Raw genomic sequence first — 18,186 nt, 5'->3', positions numbered from 1 at the left:
CCGCCGATCTTGACAGATTACGGCTGCCGCAACGCGGATCGTCTTGTCTAGCATCGATTGGGCTTCAGGTGAAAGGCTCGATGTCGGCTAGGTATTCGGTCAGCTCGGCATTGCGTCGCTTGCCATCGAGGCCGTGGTGAATCTCGCGATGGCAGGTTGGGCAGATTGCACCAACGAATCGTGGGTGGTCTAGCCCCCCATCCGAGACGCGGGTTGTATGGTGGGGCTCCAGGTAAGGGCTGCCATCGACCCGCTTGAATGGCGCAGGCTCGTGACAAGACTCGCACTCACCGCGCGACCGCAGGAGCACATAGTCCTTAACGGCTTTGCTTCGGGCATACAGCTTTCTCTTGGCCTCCTTGCCACCGCTTCCCTCATTGGCGCCAAATGCCGATAGAGCTCGTTTGCGAGCTTCTGCTAGGTCCATCAACGATGCACTTAAGGGGGGGGCGTCGATCTCCTCTGGTGGCACATCATCGGTCTCTCTGCCTACCGGGACCAAATGGAACACGATGATCTGCCGATCATTCCCATCTCGGTCTGGGCCACGTTGGATGCTGTGGTTCACATAGGTGAACTCCCCGATGTATTTCTGGCCCTTGCCCTTCCCGAGGGACTCGAACAAATGCAGTGCGCGGCCGTCTCGGGCATGGTTGGTGATCGAGAAGTTTCCCTTGGTGAGTTGCATGTCACCGACTTGCCCCTCGCCGGTGTACGAAAACACGCCATCTGCATCAAATGCATCGCGATAACCGTATTGCTCACCCGAGTTGCCAGTGAACAAGAATATCGCCGGAGTTTGATTAGAAGGAGAAATACCGCTCTGGCGACTGCCGCCGTAAGGCACATTGATGTCCGGCCAGCGGTCATAGATCTTTCCGACCACAAAGCTCGGGGCCTCATTCGGTCCACTTGCCGCATGCTCAATGGCGACGATCTCGAAGCCACGATGCTTGAGGTACTCGTTCGATTGACGTCCACCCGAAAACTCGCCCACCGGCACACCGGTCGCCATTGAGATGATCTTCTTAGGGGGATACCGAAGTCCATCATGGATCAGAGCAAACTTCTGAGCTGCACTGGTCTCCCACCCGCTCCATTCTTTCTGTACCCGCAATTCAGCATCGAACCGCCGAAGAGCATCCTCAAGCACTGCTAGCTCCACATCAGGCAATACCAATTGGTCCTCCTTTGTTGCAGTTCCACATCCAGCTGAGCTGGCCATAACGAAGTCATCCTGGCACTCTGGCAGCAGAGTGATCTCGACATTCACCTTCGATGAAGTGCTTCATATGGGATCGACCTCAATACAGATGCCAAGATTTTAAATTTGAGCAATCGTCAAGGCAGTGTTTTTACTCCGCCTCGACTGGTTGCGGTCGTTCAACGCAGAATTGCGATTGGCTGCTGATGACCAAAGTAGTCATTTATCCACTTTGGAGTCCCCATGTCACCAGTTATTTGCGATCAACCTGCCTGGCTTGTGGCACTTTTGCACAATCCCGCTGCCCTAGGGGATGACGCGCAGTGCCTGCAAACCCATATCTCCTGGGTGCTGCTGGCTGGCAGCCGTGCCTACAAGTTCAAGAAGCCTTTGAGCCTAGGATTTTTGGATTTCAGCACCTTGGACCAGCGCCGTGCCGCCTGCCTAGAAGAGCTGCGCATCAACCGCCGTACGGCGCCCGGCATGTACGAGGCGGTGGTCGCCGTGCTCGGGCCAGTTCAGCAGCCGCGCCTAGTGCCGCTGGACGTGGTGCAGCAGGGCACAGAGGTGCTGGACTACGGCGTGCAAATGCAGCGCTTTGCCGACGACCAGTTGCTGGCCCAGCAGTTGGCCGCTGGCACGCTCACCAGTGCCCACCTGGACACGCTGGCACAGCAGGTTGCGCACTTGCATGCCCGTGCTTGTGTGGCCCCCGCAGGCCGCGACTGGGGAAGCTCCACGCTGGTGCGCCAGCAGGCGCAGGCCAACTTCGACAGTCTAGCCAGCGTGCTGTTACCTGATACCGACCGTGCCCGCTTGGCTGATTTGCAGCGCTGGACACAGCACGAGGGCCAGCGCTTAGCGCCGTTGTTGACCCAGCGCAAGATCAGCGGCTTTGTGCGCGAATGCCATGGCGACCTACACCTCGGCAATCTGCTGCTGATTAGCGGCCAGCCGCAGCTGTTTGACGCCATCGAGTTTAGCCAGGCGCTACGCTGGATAGACACGGTGGCCGATATCGCCTTTTTGTTCATGGACTTGCAGGCGCAGGGCCGGCCTGATCTGGCATGGCAGTTCTTGAACGGCTGGCTGGAGCACACGGGCGATTATGCTGCGCTGGCGCTGTTGCCTTGGTACGCGGTATACCGTGCCCTCGTGCGCGCCATGGTCGCGGGTCTGCGGCTGGCACAGGCGGGCGATGAGGCTACGCGTGCCGACAGCTTGGCACAGGTGCAACGCTACCTGGCGTTGGCACAGCAGTTGCGCCAACCGCGCGCGCGTTGGTTGCTGCTGGCGCACGGCGTATCAGGCTCAGGTAAAAGCCATCACAGCGCACGCCTATCCGCCGAGCGTGGCGTGGTCCGCCTGCGCGCCGATGTGGAGCGCAAGCGGCTGTTCGGCTTGGCACCCACTGCTGCCAGCGCAGGCGTTGTGCCCGGTGGCATCTACACACCAGATGCGACCCAGCGCACCTATGACCATCTGACCGTGCTGGCCGCCCAAGTCCTGAGCGCAGGGTATCCGGTGTTGGTCGATGCCACCTTTTTGTCGCATGCGCACAGGGCGCAGTTTGTGGCGCTGGCGGTGCAGAAGCAAGTGCCGTGCCGCATCCTGAGTTTTGATGCCCCGCTGGATGTGCTGCGCGAGCGCGTAGAGCGCCGCCTGCGCAAAGGCGGCAACGCCTCCGAAGCCACGCTGGCAGTGTTGGAGGCACAACTGAAGTGCCGTGAGCCACTGGACGCTACCGAGCAAGCGCTGGCCATCCGCGTGGACACCTCTCACCCCGTGGACTGGGTCGCGTTGCTGCCCACCATGGACTGATGCCTTGATGCCTGTCGGTTGCGCGGGACTGCTTTTGAATCAGTGGCAGAAAGGAGCTGAGCAATGACCGAGCGGATGAATCCAGCAGCGCCACTGACCATGAGCAGCCAGGAGATTGCGGATTTAGTGGATGCGCGCCACAACGATGTGGTTGCCACCATTGAGCGTTTGTTCACGAAGGGGCTTTTACGGTCAAGTCGTAAAACCCGGCGCGAGGAAACTGGGGGCCGACCGATTGATGTTTACGACCTGATCGAGCGTGACACGCATTTGGTGGTGTCCGGGTACAGCGACGAGCACCGTGCACCGTGCACGGGTCATTGACCGTTGGCAGGAGCTGGAAGCCAAGCAAGCCCCCGCCGTACCGCAGACCATGGCCCAAGCACTGTGCCTGCCTCCTGAGTAGCTGAGGTAGCAATGCATGGGGGGAATACGTGGATCGCTACTTATCCGAACCTTTGAAGCAATCATCTTCCCAAGTTCTGTCTGCTGCAACATCAAGTGCATGGCATGTTCTGTTTTGTCAGGTTCACATGGGCTTGGGTTTTATGTGTCGGTTTTAGGGGTGACTTGTCGGTTCTTCTTGGGGCGTCCGCCTTTTTTGCCGTTGCGCCGATTCGCAGCTTTGCTGCGCTGGGTTTTCGGACCCGTTGAAAAGCCGCCGTGCAGCTTGCAGCGTCCGCCGCGATACAGCACTTTGCTTTTGCAAAGGGTGCCTTTGCGTGTTTTTGCGCCGCAGCAGTTGCTGTAGAGGAGGGATGGTGTGTGGGGTTGGCTAACCGCTCTCGCAAGCAGCGGCGCATGATCAAGCAGATGTTTCTGGACTTGCAGGCGCTGGGCTATACCGGCTCCTACAACCGTGTCGCTGCCTTTTCCAGAGTGTGGAAGGCTCAGTGTCATGTGGCTGAGCAGACATCAGGGCCAGGCGTTTTTGTGCCCCTGATCTTCGGCGCTGGAAAAGCCTTCCAGTTTGATTGGAGCGAGGATTGGGCTGTCATTGCAGGTGTGCGCACCAAGGATTGATGCGCAAACTGGGAAGTGTTCCAATTAATAATTGTGTAGGAGCCCGAGGGTGAGGGCTATACGCTTTTTTGTTTCCCTTTGCTGTTTTCTTGTATGTCGCTTTCTTCGTCCCCATCTCTTTCCGTCAGTCAAGCTTTGCAACGTCTGGCTGCCATGCCACGCTTTTCCCTTGGTCACATGCCCACGCCTTTGCAGCCATTGCAGCGCATCACATCTTATGTTGGAGGCCCCCGCATCTGGATCAAACGCGATGATTGCACCGGGCTGGCCACCGGGGGTAATAAGACGCGGAAGCTGGAAGTACTGCTGGGCGATGCGATGGCGCAGGGTTGCGATACCCTGATCAGCCAGGGCGCGCTGCAGTCCAACCATGCACGCCAGGTCGCGGCAGCGGGGGCAGTAGCAGGATTGAAGGTGCACTTGGTGCTATCAGACGCTGTGCCAGACCGCCAGGCCGATTACGCGCGGCTAGGCAATATCCAGTTGTGCCGATTGCTGGGGGCGCATGTGCAGGTGGTGCCTGGCGACAGTGATTCCGATGCGCTATGCGCGCAACTGGCCCAGGATTTGGCTGGGCAGGGCGCTAAACCCTATTTGATTCCCATGGGAGGCTCCAACGGCATAGGGGCGCTGGGCTATGCCAGTGCATTTGCCGAAATCGCCACCCAGATGCATGCACTGGGGGAACCACTGGACGCCGTGGTGCTGGCCACGGGCAGCGGCGGCACGCAAGCTGGTTTGATGCTTGGTGCAGCGCTGATGCAGTGGAGCGGACAGATTTATGGCGTTAGCGTCAGCCCTGACTACGCCTTGGCAGAAAAACGTGTGGGCAAGGCACTGGATGAAGCGTCTGCCTTGCTAGGGTTGCCCACAGAGGTGGCGCGCAGGGTACCTCTGATTGTCGATGAAGCCTTTAAAGGCCCGCACTACGGCGTACCGAATGCTGCAACCTATCAAGCGCTCGAATTGGCAGCGCGCCAGGAAGGTGTGCTGCTCGACCCTGTGTATAGCGGCAAGGGCTTTGCTGGTCTGCTGGCAGCTTGCGCAGCAGGCGGTCTCCTGCACGGCGCGCGCAGCGTGGTGTTTTTGCATACAGGAGGTGCAGCAGCTATGTCGGTTTATCCCGAAGTGGGTGCTACAGCAATACTGGCATAGTGCCTGCTTCGCACTTTGCGTTAGGTGTGATGCTCAAGCGCGCACAGTATTAACTGTGACTAGTGATCAAGCACTGATAGAGTGTTTGCGCTCGTGGGGCGGGAGCGTTCATTAGGTCCAACTAAAGTTTTTCCATTTCCCAGGAAAAAAGCCAAAGGGCAATTTCAGTAATCAGGAGTACAACGAATGAAGCGACGTTTGTGGATTGCAGCGGTGGCCAGTGCCGCCAGCTTGATGATGGTCAACGGTGTGGCGCATGCCGACCAGATCGATGACATCAAGAAAAAGGGTGAGCTGGTGGTGGGCGTGTTGGGCACCGATGAGCCCATGAGCTTTATCGACCCCAAAACCCGTGAGCTGGTGGGCTACGACGTGGATTTGGGCAAGGCCGTAGCGGCCAAGCTGGGCGTCAAACCCGTTTTCAAGCAAATCACGATTGCCGCACGCATTCCTGAACTGCAGCAAGGCCACATCGACTTGCTGGCCGCTTCGCTGACGCACAGCAAAGAGCGCGAAGCACAGATCGACTTTTCGCTGACCACCTTTGTGACTGGCACCAAGGTGCTGGTGCGCAAGAACAGCGGCATCAACGATGTGCCAGAACTGGCGGGCAAGCGCGTGGTGACTGCCAAGGGCAGTTCCATGGAAGTGAATATGCGCAAAGCGGTGCCTAGCGCCAACATCATCACGTTTGACACATCGCCCCAAGCCTTCGTGGCCCTGCAACAAGGCAAGGCCGTGGGTTATGTGAATGAAGATGCCAGCTTGGCCCGTTCTTTGAACCAGATTGGTGACAAGCGCAGCGACTACAAGATCTTGCCCACCAACTTGGCCGTGGAACCTTTGGCCTTGGGTATCAAAAAGGGTGAAGCTAACCTGAAGAAGGTGGTGGATGAGGCCCTGCGCGAACTGGAAGCCAGCGGCAAGGCTGAAGCCTTGTACGAGCAGTGGTTTGGCCAGCAAAGCGCGCTGAAGATGCCCAAGCGCGAGTTCAAGATTGAGTCCGACAAGATCGATTGATAGCTGAAAGCACCGCTGTTGCATCTTCGTGATGGGCGGCGGTGCCTGCAGTTCCGCGCTTTCAGCGCTATGGCACAAAGCGCGCCTTGGGGTGCGCTTTGTGCTCTGTGAAGCCTCACAGAGAAGTTATGACCACTTTTGATGTTCAGATGCTGCTGACAGGCCAGTACCACGAGATGCTCGTGGCCGGGCTCAAGATGTCCTTGCAGTACTTGTTGTATGCGTTCGTGATTGCATTGCCGCTGAGCCTCGTGATTGCGCTGTGCCGCCTGTCACCGTTCAAAGCGTTGAACTGGGTGGGTGCCACCTATGTGGAAGTGGTCCGCAGCATTCCGTTGTTGGCGCACATGCTGTTTTGGTATTTTGGCGTGCCGGAGTTGCTGCCAGAGAGCCTCAAAGAAGCCCTGTACAACGGCCCGGTCGAATCGATTTGTGCGGTCTTGGCGCTGGCGTTCTACACCGCAGCCTATATGGCGGAAGATATTCGCAGTGGCATTCGCGCCGTGCCCACGGTGCAGACCGAGGCCGCGCGCGCGCTGGGGCTGAGTTACGGCAGCACCATGCGCTTGGTGATCTTGCCGCAAGCCCTTCGCCTGACCGTGCCGCCTCTGATCTCACAAACCTTGAACATGTGGAAGGGCACCTCGGTGGCCACCGTGATTGGTGCTTCTGAAATGATGTACCAAGCCGGCCAGATTGAGAGCCAGACCTTCCGCAGTTTTGAAGCCTTTGCCTTTGTTAGCGTCGCCTATTTGGCGGTGTCACTGCTGATTACCTTGGCCGCCAGTTGGTTCCAGCACCGCTATCCGGTGCGCACCATGTAAGAGGAACCTATGCTGGAATTGATTCAAGAATATTGGCTGTATTTTCTGGTGGGACAGTACCCCAACGGCCCTTTGGGCGGTTTGGCGCTGACCGTTGTTTTGGCCGCGCTGGGGCTAATCTTGTCGCTGCCCCTGGGTCTGCTCTTCGGCCTGATGCGCGTGTCTCCCTACAAATGGGTGCGCCTGCCCATCACAGCCTTTGTGTATGTGGTGCGCGGCACGCCGTTGCTGATGGTGGTGTTTTGGGCCTACTTCTTCTTGCCCACCGTGACGGGGGTGAAGACCGACCAGTTTTGGACCATGCTGATTGCGTTGGTGATCTTTGATGCGGCGTATCTGGCGGAGATTGTGCGTGCCGGCATTCAAGGCTTACCCAAGGGGCAGATGGAATGCGCTCGCTCGCTGGGCTTGTCGTACATGAAGGCGATGACCACCGTGGTGCTGCCGCAGGCGCTGCGCAATTCGCTGCCATCGCTGGTCAACCAGTTCATCTCCACCATCAAAGAAACCTCGCTGGGCTACATCATTGGCTTGGCGGAGGTGAGCTTTATCGCCGCGCAGATCAACGCGCTGGTGTTTACCAAGCCGGCGGAGGTGTTTGGCATCCTGGGGCTGACGTATTTTGTGTTGTGCTTTGGCCTGTCACGGCTGGCGTATGTGTTGGAGCGGCGCTTGGTGCGCCAAGGTTTGGGAGCAAAATCCGTGAAGGTGTCTGCATGATTGAGTTGCGCAATGTGAACAAGTGGTATGGCGACTACCAGGCGCTGGTGGAAGTGAACGAAACCATTGCCACCGGCGAAGTGGTGGTGGTGTGCGGGCCTTCGGGCTCGGGCAAATCCACACTGATTCGCACCATCAACCGGCTGGAAGAAATTCAGGGTGGGCAGATTTTGCTGGATGGCAAAGATGTGCATGCCCCACAGCAGGACATCAATTTGCTGCGCGCAGGCATTGGTTTTGTGTTCCAGCAGTTCAACCTGTTCCCGCACCTGACGGTGCTGGAAAACTGCACGCTGGCGGCGGTGCAGCTGAAAAAAATGACGGCAACGCAGGCCAAAGAGCGCGCCATGGGGCTGCTAGACCGCGTGGGCTTGGCGCACAAGGCGCAGGCCATTCCCAGTCAGCTCTCGGGGGGGCAGCAGCAGCGCGTGGCGATTGCCCGTGCGCTTACGCTGCAGCCGCCCATCATGCTGTTCGACGAGCCTACATCGGCGCTCGACCCTGAAATGGTGGGCGAAGTGTTGTTAGTGATGCGTGATCTGGCCAAAGACGGCATGACCATGATGTGTGTGACCCATGAAATGGGCTTTGCTCGTGAAGTGGCAGACCGCGTGATCTTTATGGACCAAGGCAAGGTGCTGGAACGTGGCACGCCTCAGGAGTTCTTCAGCAATCCGCAGCATCCGCGCACGCAGAAATTCCTCTCGGACATTCGCTCGCCATTCGAAAAGGCCTGATAGAGCGTCTAGTACGGCAGTGGTCCAACGGCGCAGAGTTGGCAAGCGCCGCCAGCAGGCAATGCAGCGCCTGGAGCGCATCAAGTTCGCCAAGCGCCAGCGCGAGATAGGCGCAGCCGTACAGCAGCACCTGAACCAGCAGCAGAGAGGTGCAGAGCAATGAGTGCACTGATGCACCTAGCCGCGCCATTGACCATGAGCAGCCGTTAAATTGCGGAGCTTCTGGAAAAGCAGCACAACCACATCAAAGTGAGCTGCGAAAGGCAGCCGTGAAGGGTGCCATTGCCCCCCCTCCGCATCGAGGGAGTTCACCCATAACGGCAACATGTACGCCGAATACATGCTGAACAAGCGTGACAGCCTGATCCTGGTGGCGCAGAACTGCCCAGAGTTCACCGAGCAATTGACGGAATATGGCGTGATTCAACATCCACCAATGGTGGATGTTGCAGATCACAAGCGTCAGATGGTTTGCGGATACTAACTTTTGACAGCTTAAGTTACATACTGATGGCACAGCTATGCCCGGAATTCACAGCCTGGCTGGTTGACCATTGGCAAGAGTTAGATGCTAAGCATCCACCTGCAGTAGCGCAGTCTGTGGCTGAGTTCCGTGTAAATACTTGGCTAAGTTGCATGAAGCCAGCTCAGGTTTTTATCCGGACCTTGAAAGCAATCAACTTCCCAAGCTCTGCCTGCTGAAATATCAAGCACATGGCATGTTAACTTTTGTCAACATCACATTGGGTTGGGTTTTTACGCGTCGGTTTAAGGGGGGACTTGTCGGTTCTTCTTTGGCCTTCCACCTTTTTTGCCGTTGCGCCGACTTGCAGCTTTACCGCGCTTGGTTTTCGGGCCCGTTGAAAAGCCGCCGTGCAGCTTGCAGCGTCCGCCGCGATACAGCACTTTGCTCTTGCATGGGGTGCCTTTGCGTGTTTTTGCGCCGCAGCATTTGCTGTGGAGGAGGGGTGGTGTGTGTGGTTGTGTATTTGGCATAGAAACCTCGCAGAGCTGTCAATGAATAGGCGCAGGCAAATTCATGAAGCCCTGGCTTTGCGCAGCCACCATGTCAAAAGCATGCGCTCCAGCGGCACTGCTTCTGGGTAGCAGGAGCTTTCAGAACATGCTGGCGCAAACGGTTCTGTGTGCACTCTGGTGCAAGGTGCTGCCGTTGGTAGATGCACCGACTTGATAGAGCGATCCAGGGCAGCAACAAGGGCGGTGCTGGCGTGGATCTGCAAAATCACGTGATGTGCAGCGAACCCTACAGAGCATAGGGTTCGCATCCGAAATCTCATGCTGGGCAGCGCCACACTGGGGAAGACAACCGGAAGTACCACGCGGCGTATTTCAGGCACGTTCGTAATATCCGGTCCTATAGCTTGGTGCGTGGCATGAGAGGGCGCAGTGACGTGTGCACGTCGGTACTCTTCGCTTTGGCGGTAGCGTTCAGCCGCCGCACCCCGCATGTTCTGTATGGGCTTGGTAAAAATCTCTGCCATCGTCTTCATCCGCCGATTGCGGCAACGAGGGCGAGCAGGGCGCATGACGGTGCTGGACTGGCTGATCATCGGCGCCAAGGCAGCATAAAACTGCTGCGGGCTGTCTTCAATGCAATTGCGCAGTAGCTGCGCCACGCTACTTTTCCACATCGGGTCATTGCGCTGCTGCAGCTCGCGAATGACGGTGCGCGCCATCTCTTGTGCATCCAGTATCTGCCCTGTTGTATCAGGCAGGCCCAAAGCAGCTGCACTGCCTTGCATCGCCTGCTCAAACCGAGCAAGGCGTGCACGCAGATGTGCTTTGCCGCCTAGTAGGTCAGAGCCCTGCATCCGACCTTTGACCAAAGGCACGATCAGCACATGCATGTGCTGGGCGCTTTCATCGTTGTGAACGACGGCACTCAACAGGTTGGCTGAGCCAAATTCACCCCCCAGCCATTCCAGAGCGGATTGGAAGTACGCGCACGGCGTGTCTTGAATGCCCACAGGCAAGCTGACCAGGGCCTCAATCAGGCGCACGGCATCCACGCGCAGTTTGTCAATGCCCGCAGCCTTCAATTGTTTTTTGTAAGCCGTGTCTACAGCCTGGGCTGAGTGGGAGCCCAGAAGGACTTTGTTGTGGTGCTGCTGGCCGGGGGAGATGTTCGGCGTCAAAGCCAGCTCTCGCAGATTGTGGCGAGCAGCCCTGAGCGCTGCCGTTGGGCCCTTGAGCTTGCCAAAGCGCAAAAACATATTGGCAGGCCGTGTGCGGTGAGCCATTTGCACACCAGCCCCTCAAATGAATCCAGCCGTGACGAGCACGGCTGTGATGGAGAGGGCCTGCAGGCGCATGGCGGTGCAGTGATTTAGTGGATACCCAAAACGCGGCGCAACTCGGCGACCGACCACGCCAAGCGATTGTTAATGCGGGCAGGGCGCAGCGGCCCCGTTTCCTTGCAGGCCCACAGGCGCAGGGTTTGCTCAGAGCGGTTGAGGTGGAAAGCCGCTTCAGCCGTGGTGATGTGGGAGCGGGTTTCTTCGTCCAGGCGGACTGGGTGTGTAACAAAGTAGGCCATCGTGGTATTCCTTCGTATTGAAGAAGATGTGATGGCTGCGACTTTGAAAGCCACAACGAACATGAACCCCCTACATGTTCGTTTTTTTATTCAAGTAGGAAAACGGGTCTTTCTCACCCAGCCGGTGCGACAAGTCCACGCGCAGCGCCACCTCAATGCGCTCCAGCGCCAGCAAACGCAGCTTCTTGTCAAACACGTACCAATCCACCGCATCGTGAAACCGCGTGCCAGGCTTGAACGCATCCAGCACCGGGCGCTCCACCTGCACTTTTTGGGGTTTGTGGCCTGTTTCTGCATCCAGCGGGCAAAACGGCTCGCCGCGTACCCGAAAGTCGTACCAATAACCGCTCAGTCGGTGTAGCCAATGCGCTCCAGATAGTCCGTGGCCTTGGCCACATCGCCAATGTGCATGCCACGGGTTTGCAGTTGCGCCAGTTGATCGGCAACGCTGCGCAGGGTTTGGAATACGCCCTGTGCAGTGTGCAGCGGGTCAGGCCACTTGTTGCACCAGTGCCTCCGCCAGACGCGCCTGCACTACCTCGCGCTCGGCCAGGCGCTGGCGCAGGTCGGCGCACAGGCGGCGCAATTGCGTCACGCGGGTGACGATGCGGGATTGTTCGGCGAGGGGTGGAAGCGCAAGTACGTACCGATCAAGCGCCTGTCCAACAAAGTGCTTGATCGTGGCCCCTGTGAAGTGTTGGTTTAGATTCCCTGCTCTTGAATCTGACTCCAAAGCAATTGCGATTAATTCAACCGCAATGCCACCTCGTGGACGAACCCGATGCAGCGCTTTCTGAAAATACATCTCGCGATCTGGGTCACGCCATATTGCGCAGCGCCCTGGATACCCTCCTTCACAAATAAGCAAATCGCCTGGCATCAATCGAAACTCAGCAAGCTCGCTGGCTTCCAAGCTGATCTCTTTGATGTCATCAAGATCGATGTGATGCCACTGAACATTGGTGTTGCGTAGGTAGGGATACCGTTTTCCTGAGTTCTTTGCTTTGTCCAACATCTTGCCAAGTCGGCTGTCAGCGATGCTCGCAAGTCGCACCCACTCCCACCCCACCGGTAATTCAAACGGCTTTTCCTCGTCCGTCACCGGTGGCAGCGGTTTGTCCTTTTTGATCTGGCCTGCGGCAATCAGCCGGTCTTTTTCCGCCCGAATCTTTTGCAGCAGCACGCTGGCGGGTTCATCGGCCGGGTCTTGCGGCACCAGCAGGCCGCGCACGGCCTGTTGCAACACGGTTTGCTCCAGCGCGTCGATGGCCTGGGGGCGGTCCAGCAGCAGGTCAAAGTGCTGGGCCACGCGCTGCCAGTTATTGGCCAGTTCTTCGGGCGTGGTGCTGGCGGTGAGCGTGCCCAGCAGGGTGCTGAGCAGTTGGGCGTGCTGCGTGGCCTCCAGCTGGCCCTTGGCCTCCAGCGCATCGCACAGGCGCATGAGTTCTTCGACGCGGGTGACGATGCGGGATTGTTCGGCGAGTGGGGGGAGCGCGATGCCTAAGCCCAGCAGCGATGACCCCTTGAGGTTGTTGATGCCAATACCCGCAGAGGCTGCTGAAACAGCTTCTCGGTACATAGGACTAGCGAGGAAGACAGTGAAATAGTCTGCACTCGCAATGGGACGGATAGCCCCACAGAAAGCACCAAATGAGCAAATGAGTTCGGGACGAAATGGCGCAGCCTTTCCGACAAGATTTTTACTGCCACTGGCCAAACACACCACGTAGTCACCAGACCTCAGAATCTGGTCCTCTGAAACTAGCGAGGCTGGGACGTATACCAAGTCCTCAAAATTGACCGTACCCTGAATATTGCTCGCCCTTAAGAGGGGCAATAGACCCTCTGCGGGTGAATCCTTAGCGTCTGCTTTTTGATATGTAACGCCGCGCACCACAGTGAAAAGGTCACGGCCTTTTACCCACTCCCACCCCACCGGTAACTCAAATGGCTTTTCCTCTTCCGCAATTGCTGCCAGTGGCTTGTCCTTTTTGATCTTGCCTTCCCCAATCAACCGGTCTTTCTCCGCCCGAATTTTTTGCAGCAACACGCTGGCCGGTTCATCGGCCGGGTCTTGCGGCACCAGCTTGCCTTGCACGGCCAGTGTCAAGATCAGTTCACGCAGGCGGGCCACGCCGCCGGGGGCGGTGGCCAGTAAATTCAAATTAGATAGCAGCATGCGCTTACCCCTTAAGCGCTAGCGGTCGTTTTGACCATCATTTCTGCGCCCAGCGACTGGGCCAGAATGTGCTTGAGCTCATCGCGCAGCGCCTGGGCTTCGGTTTGCAGGCGGGCGTAGTTGGCCAGCAGCGCGTCCGGGTCGTGGCTGATCTGTTCGCCCACATGGGGGTTTTTCTGGTCCAGGTTCCAGTTGGCGGCGCGCAAGGTGTCCAGGCTGACTTTCCATGCCTGCTCGTTTTCTACGCGGCTGGCGTAGCCGTCGGCGGCGCTGCCCCACCAGGCTTTTTCCGCCTCAAATTCTTCAATGCGGATGGGCTTGGTTTTGTTGTAGTTCTTTACGCCTGCGGGGTAGCGGTGCTCGTAGTACCAGACGTGCTGCGTGGGCTGGCCTTTGGTGAAGAACAGCAGGTTGGTTTTGATGCCGGTGTAGGGGTTGAACACGCCATTGGGCAGGCGCACGATGGTGTGCAGGTTGCATTCGGTGAGCAGCTTTTCTTTGATGCGGCTTTTGCTGCCTTCGCCAAACAAAAAGCCATCGGGCAGCACCACGGCGGCGCGGCCCCCGTCTTTAAGCAGCTTCATGATGAGGATCATGAACAGGTCGGCCGTCTCGCGGCTGCGCAGGTCGGCGGGAAAGCCGTCTTCAATGCCGGGTTCCTCGGTGCCGCCAAAGGGCGGGTTGGTGAGGATGATGTCCACCTGATCGGCCCGGCCGTAGTCGCGCAGCGGGCGGCTTAAGGTGTTGTCGTTTTGGATTTGGCTGGGCACCTCAATGCCGTGCAGCATCAGGTTGGTCACGCACAGGCTGTGCGGCAGGGGCTTTTTCTCGACCCCGCGCACGGCGGTTTGCAGCAGGGCCTGCTGCTGGGGCGTTTGGGCTTGCTGGCGCAGGTGCTCAATGGCACAGACCAGAAAGCCGCCGGTGCCGGTGGCGGGGTCCATCACCGTCTCGCCCAACTGAGGGTTGAGCATGTCGGTCATGAACTGGGTGACGGCGCGGGGGGTGTAGAACTCGCCCGCGTTGCCGGCGGCCTGCAGGTCTTTGAGCAGTTTTTCGTACAGGTCGTTGAACTGGTGGCGCTCGGCCTGGCGGTTGAAGTTGATGACAGCCAGCTTGTTGATCACCTGGCGCAGCAGGTGGCCGCTTTTCATGTAGTTGTAGGTGTCGTCAAACACGCTGCGCAGCACATAGGCGCGGGGGTTTTGCGCAATGCTGCCGGGCAGGTTGCCTAGGGTGGGGATGAGCTGGTTGTCGACAAAGTCCAGTAGCGCATCGCCCGTCATGCCTTCGGCATCAGCCGCCCAATTGCGCCAGCGCAGGGGCTCGGGGATGGGGCTGTGGTAATCGTCTTTGGTGAATTCCAGCTCTTCTTCCAGGGCGTCAAACACTTTCAAAAACAGCAGCCAGGTGAGCTGGGACAGGCGCTGGGCATCGCCATCCACGCCACTGTCCTGGCGCATGATGTCTTGGATGGATTTGATGATGGAGGACAGGTTGGACATGCGGGAATACTCTGAAATTCTGAATAAAAAAGGACTCTAGCGCTTATCTATCAAGCGCTGGTAGCTATGGTTTTAGGATTTTTTAGCGGCCTTTTTAGCTGCCTTGATGGCCTTGGCCGGTTTGACTGTTGTCACTGCTTGGACTGCAGAAGCCTTTGCGGCGGCCGAGCGCGAGGGCTTGCGGGCCTGGCGGGGGCTTGGTGCGGGCGTTACCGCAGGAAGCCGTGTTTGATAGAACTGGCCTTGTGCCTTGGCTTGCGCCAGATATTCGCCATAGCTTTCTCGGTAGCCTGGGCCAAGATAGGCCACCGTGCCGAGAAGGCCATCCGTGACAATGCCGCCGGCGTATTCCATCAAGGCGGTTTGCAGCACCAAACCGCTGCACCCTGTCATATCGCGCAGCCGCGTGGTCAGTGATTTGACGGCATAGGCTTGGGCGTTTTCATGCACCGTGACGGGCAAAAAGATGCTGTAGTGCGCGGTGTCGCGCAGGTACACCCAGCGCCCGGCACGCATGCTGACTACAGCACTTTGCACATCGTCTGGCAGCGGATCGTTGGCTTGGTGCAGTGCTGCCAAGGCAGCTTGCAGCACGTGGGGGTGCTCCAGCATCCAGTCCCGCGCCTGCGTCAGCAGGGCCAGGTATGGCACTTCGCCAGATTTAGGCTTGGGAAAACTGGGATGTGCGACCACCACTACCAGCAAACGCTGGTAGTGGTGGATGAAGTGCAGCGCAGCTTCTTCGGCAATCAGGTGAGGCATGTGTTACTAATAAAAAGTGATTCCAGCGCTTATCAGGCAAGCGCTAGCAGCTATGTTTTTTAATCAAGCGCGTGCGGGCTGGTAAATGGCACGGCCCAGTTGGGCCATGGCATCCTGGTACTGGCGCTTGCTGCCGCCAAAGCTTTGCATCAGCTCGACCGGAGAGCCCATCTGGGTCAAGGGCTGGACCTTGAGCACATCGGTATTTTCAATGGCGGTGATGCCTTCGTCGGCGTATTTGTCGATCAAGGCGTCCAGCACTTTACGGGCAGTTTCACCATATTTGGCGTAAATGCCATCGTCGGCCAGCTTCTTTTTGGCACGCTTGGCGCGCTCGCTGCGGGTGAGGATGGGCTGGTCATACGCCACATGCAGCAGCACATCAAAGGGGTCTGCCCCTTGCAAGCTGCTGCCATCGCCTTTTTCCTGCGCCAGCTCTTCGGCCAGCACATCCAGCAGCACGCCGTGGTGCTGCAGCTCGTCGATCAAGGCTTGCTTGCGGCTGGCGCTGCTCCAGGCCTGCAAAAAGGCGTCCAGCGAGTCGTATTGCTTGGCCAGGTTGATGCGGGTGAAGTCTTTGAGACTTTCTGTGACCAGCTTGCCGTGGGCATCCAGGTACTGCACACGCTCGCGGGCGATGGAGACGGTGACGCGGTTGGCAATCGCGTATTTGCGGGGCTGGCCGGGATCGCCGATGGTGCCATGGCCACCGGGGCTGCCACCTGCACCACCTGATTGCCCGCCGTTCACGCCCGCCGGGTCTTTGGTTGCGCCACCTGGCACACCATCCACAGGCGTGCCGTCTGGCAACCATCCTTCTCGATCGATGACGGTTTCACCCTCGGCCAGTGGTTCTGGCGGTGTGGGTGGCACTACATCGTCAGACCCCGTGGGTTGGTAGATTTGCACCGGCTCGCCATCAAAATCTTTGTCGGCAAACAATTCAGTAGCGCGCTTGAAGTCCAGGATGGTGAAGAATTGCTTGCCCCGCTCTTCATTGAGGCGCGTGCCACGGCCAATGATCTGCTTGAACAGCGTCATAGACTTGATGTTCTGGTCCAGCACCACCAGCTTGCAGGTCTGGGCATCGACCCCCGTGCTCATCAGCTTGCTGGTCACAGCAATGACTGGGTCGAGGCTGTCGGGGTCGATGAAGTTGTCCAGCTCGCGCTTGCCCACCTCATTGTCGCCCGTGATCTGCATCACGTATTTGCTGCGGGTGGCGCAGATGTCCTTGTTTGCCTCTGCCAAGGCAGCTGTCATGCGCTGTGCATGGTCAATGTCTTCACAAAAGACAATGGTTTTGGCGTTGCGGTCCGTGCCCTTGAGGTATTGGGTGATCTTGTCGGCCACCACTTTGTCACGCAGGCCCAGCACCAGGTTGCGGTTCATGTCGGCGGCGGTGTAGATGCGGTCTTCTATCGGGTTGCCTGCATCGTCCAGCATGCCCTTGGGCGGGCGCCAGCCAAAGGTGTCACGGTCCAGATCCACGCGCACGACTTTGTAGGGGGCGAGAAAGCCGTCTTCAATGCCTTGCTTGAGCGTGTAGGTGTAGACAGGGTCCCCAAAATAATAGGAGTTGGAAGCGTCCTGCGTTTCCTTGGGTGTGGCGGTCAGGCCCACCTGGGTGGCGCTGCCAAAGTAATCCAGAATGTCGCGCCAAGCCGAGTCTTCGTTGGCACTGCCCCGGTGGCACTCGTCAATGATGATGAGGTCAAAGAAATCCGGACTGAACTGCCGAAACACGTCATCGGCGCCTTTTTTGCCGGTGACAGCCTGGTACAAGCCCAGGTACACCTCGTAGGCTTTGTTGACCTGTTTGCCGCCTGTGTGCTTGGTGCCACGGGTGATGGCCAGCTCTAGCGCATCTACCGAAGTGGAGCCATCGGCATCAATGCGCTCAATGCCCTTGGCGTTGGGGCTGAGCTTGGCCATGGCACCCTTGAAGGGCTTGAAGTCGCCTACCATGGTCTGGTCCACCAAGATATTGCGGTCGGCCAGAAAGAGGATGCGTTTTTTGGCACCGCTTTTGAGCAAGCGCCAGATGATCTGGAAAGCGGTATAAGTTTTGCCCGTGCCCGTGGCCATGACCAGCAGCACGCGGTTTTGGCCAGCGGCAATGGCTTCGAGCGTGCGGTTGATGGCATGCAGCTGGTAGTAGCGGGGCACGCGGTTGCTGTCGCCCTGGTGGTAGGCAAAGCCGTTGACACGGGTTTGCTCAGGCGTCCAGCCTTTCCACTGCTGATAGAGGGACCACAGCTGGGCGGGGGAAGGAAACTCGTCCATTGCCAGCTCAGTGAGCAACTGGCTGTTAAATAGCAAGCTGGCATCCCGGAACACAAAGCCATCGCCATTGCTGGCAAAGGCAAAGGGCACGCCCATGCGCTCTGCGTATTCCGTGGCTTGCTGCATGCCAGCGCCTACGGTGTGGCGGTTGTCTTTGGCTTCAATCACCGCCAGAGGCTGGCCAAACTGATAGCACAGCAGGAAGTCCGCACGCAAAGCCGTCTGCATATTGCGCTGCGCCTTTTGGCCGCGCACCACGATGCGACCGGGGGCGATGGTGTATTCGCGGTAGATCTGATCGACTTCGCTCCAGCCCGCCTGCACCACGGCTGGGCTGATGAATTTTGCACAAATGTCGGCTTCACTGAGCTGCTTCTTGTCCATGCCATCCCC

The 18,186-nt window shown here is 58.2% G+C and carries 18 protein-coding genes and 1 pseudogene; 9 read left to right on the top strand and 10 right to left on the bottom strand.

Features of this window, described 5'->3' with window-relative positions:
- Positions 1–64 precede the first annotated feature (64 nt).
- Positions 65–1,273 (bottom strand): HNH endonuclease, encoded by a 1,209-nt coding sequence (locus QEP12_RS14350; RefSeq protein WP_246254455.1) that lies wholly within the window; start codon positions 1,271–1,273, stop codon positions 65–67.
- A 174-nt stretch (positions 1,274–1,447) separates the two neighbouring features.
- Between QEP12_RS14350 and QEP12_RS14345 the strand changes: the two genes are divergently transcribed.
- Both QEP12_RS14345 and QEP12_RS14340 read left to right on the top strand, forming a co-directional pair.
- On the top strand, positions 1,448–3,025 hold the full coding sequence (locus QEP12_RS14345; RefSeq protein ID WP_284214673.1) for a bifunctional aminoglycoside phosphotransferase/ATP-binding protein: 1,578 nt from the start codon (positions 1,448–1,450) through the stop codon (positions 3,023–3,025).
- A gap of 63 nt (positions 3,026–3,088) precedes the next feature.
- Positions 3,089–3,349, top strand: a complete 261-nt coding sequence (locus tag QEP12_RS14340) for a Rha family transcriptional regulator (protein ID WP_284214672.1) — start codon at positions 3,089–3,091, stop codon at positions 3,347–3,349.
- A 222-nt stretch (positions 3,350–3,571) separates the two neighbouring features.
- Here the strand turns inward: QEP12_RS14340 and QEP12_RS14335 are convergent, their stop codons facing one another.
- Positions 3,572–3,820, bottom strand: a complete 249-nt coding sequence (locus QEP12_RS14335) for an HGGxSTG domain-containing protein (RefSeq protein WP_281355053.1) — start codon at positions 3,818–3,820, stop codon at positions 3,572–3,574.
- Here QEP12_RS14335 and QEP12_RS14330 point away from each other — a divergent pair.
- The 7 genes and pseudogenes from QEP12_RS14330 to QEP12_RS14300 form a co-directional block, all read left to right on the top strand.
- Positions 3,806–4,042: pseudogene (locus QEP12_RS14330) on the top strand (IS21 family transposase); the annotation flags it as partial. The gene QEP12_RS14335 and the pseudogene QEP12_RS14330 overlap by 15 nt on opposite strands.
- Before the next feature lie 159 nt (positions 4,043–4,201).
- A complete protein-coding gene (locus tag QEP12_RS14325; RefSeq protein ID WP_284214671.1) occupies positions 4,202–5,203 on the top strand; it encodes a D-cysteine desulfhydrase family protein in 1,002 nt (333 codons plus the stop codon).
- Between the two features lie 186 nt (positions 5,204–5,389).
- Positions 5,390–6,223 carry an ABC transporter substrate-binding protein gene (locus tag QEP12_RS14320; protein WP_284214670.1) on the top strand — a complete coding sequence of 278 codons (834 nt, stop codon included), beginning with the start codon at positions 5,390–5,392 and terminating at the stop codon, positions 6,221–6,223.
- Positions 6,224–6,351: 128 nt separating this feature from the next.
- Complete coding sequence (locus QEP12_RS14315) at positions 6,352–7,047, top strand: amino acid ABC transporter permease (protein WP_284214669.1); 696 nt, start codon at positions 6,352–6,354, stop codon at positions 7,045–7,047.
- A gap of 9 nt (positions 7,048–7,056) precedes the next feature.
- Positions 7,057–7,767 (top strand): amino acid ABC transporter permease, encoded by a 711-nt coding sequence (locus QEP12_RS14310; RefSeq protein ID WP_284214668.1) that lies wholly within the window; start codon positions 7,057–7,059, stop codon positions 7,765–7,767.
- Positions 7,764–8,504 (top strand): amino acid ABC transporter ATP-binding protein, encoded by a 741-nt coding sequence (locus QEP12_RS14305; RefSeq protein WP_284214667.1) that lies wholly within the window; start codon positions 7,764–7,766, stop codon positions 8,502–8,504. The genes QEP12_RS14310 and QEP12_RS14305 overlap by 4 nt, the downstream gene beginning before the upstream one ends.
- A gap of 325 nt (positions 8,505–8,829) precedes the next feature.
- Positions 8,830–8,988 (top strand): hypothetical protein, encoded by a 159-nt coding sequence (locus QEP12_RS14300; RefSeq protein ID WP_284214666.1) that lies wholly within the window; start codon positions 8,830–8,832, stop codon positions 8,986–8,988.
- A 284-nt stretch (positions 8,989–9,272) separates the two neighbouring features.
- Here the strand turns inward: QEP12_RS14300 and QEP12_RS14295 are convergent, their stop codons facing one another.
- The 8 genes from QEP12_RS14295 to hsdR all read right to left on the bottom strand — a co-directional run bounded on the left by QEP12_RS14295 (position 9,273) and on the right by hsdR (position 18,177).
- Positions 9,273–9,500, bottom strand: a complete 228-nt coding sequence (locus QEP12_RS14295) for an HGGxSTG domain-containing protein (RefSeq protein ID WP_284214665.1) — start codon at positions 9,498–9,500, stop codon at positions 9,273–9,275.
- Positions 9,501–9,541: 41 nt separating this feature from the next.
- Entirely contained in the window at positions 9,542–10,765 is a 1,224-nt protein-coding gene (locus tag QEP12_RS14290; protein WP_284214664.1) for a plasmid recombination protein, read from the bottom strand.
- 86 nt (positions 10,766–10,851) lie between these two features.
- The gene (locus tag QEP12_RS14285) at positions 10,852–11,061 is read right to left on the bottom strand and encodes a DNA-binding protein (protein ID WP_284214663.1); all 210 of its coding nucleotides are present in this window, start codon (positions 11,059–11,061) and stop codon (positions 10,852–10,854) included.
- A 70-nt stretch (positions 11,062–11,131) separates the two neighbouring features.
- Positions 11,132–11,362 carry an Abi family protein gene (locus QEP12_RS14280; RefSeq protein WP_284214682.1) on the bottom strand — a complete coding sequence of 77 codons (231 nt, stop codon included), beginning with the start codon at positions 11,360–11,362 and terminating at the stop codon, positions 11,132–11,134.
- 189 nt (positions 11,363–11,551) lie between these two features.
- Positions 11,552–13,240 (bottom strand): restriction endonuclease subunit S, encoded by a 1,689-nt coding sequence (locus QEP12_RS14275; protein ID WP_284214662.1) that lies wholly within the window; start codon positions 13,238–13,240, stop codon positions 11,552–11,554.
- Positions 13,241–13,251: 11 nt separating this feature from the next.
- Entirely contained in the window at positions 13,252–14,745 is a 1,494-nt protein-coding gene (locus QEP12_RS14270) for a type I restriction-modification system subunit M (RefSeq protein WP_284214661.1), read from the bottom strand.
- 72 nt (positions 14,746–14,817) lie between these two features.
- Positions 14,818–15,507: a hypothetical protein gene (locus QEP12_RS14265; protein ID WP_284214660.1), complete on the bottom strand. Its 690-nt coding sequence runs from the start codon at positions 15,505–15,507 to the stop codon at positions 14,818–14,820.
- Positions 15,508–15,570: 63 nt separating this feature from the next.
- The gene (hsdR, locus tag QEP12_RS14260; RefSeq protein WP_284214659.1) at positions 15,571–18,177 is read right to left on the bottom strand and encodes an EcoAI/FtnUII family type I restriction enzme subunit R; all 2,607 of its coding nucleotides are present in this window, start codon (positions 18,175–18,177) and stop codon (positions 15,571–15,573) included.
- Positions 18,178–18,186: the final 9 nt, after the last annotated feature.

Source organism: Comamonas jiangduensis, from assembly GCF_030162955.1.
Classification (GTDB): domain Bacteria; phylum Pseudomonadota; class Gammaproteobacteria; order Burkholderiales; family Burkholderiaceae_C; genus Comamonas; species Comamonas jiangduensis.
This window is presented reverse-complemented; position numbering and strand designations above follow the sequence as displayed.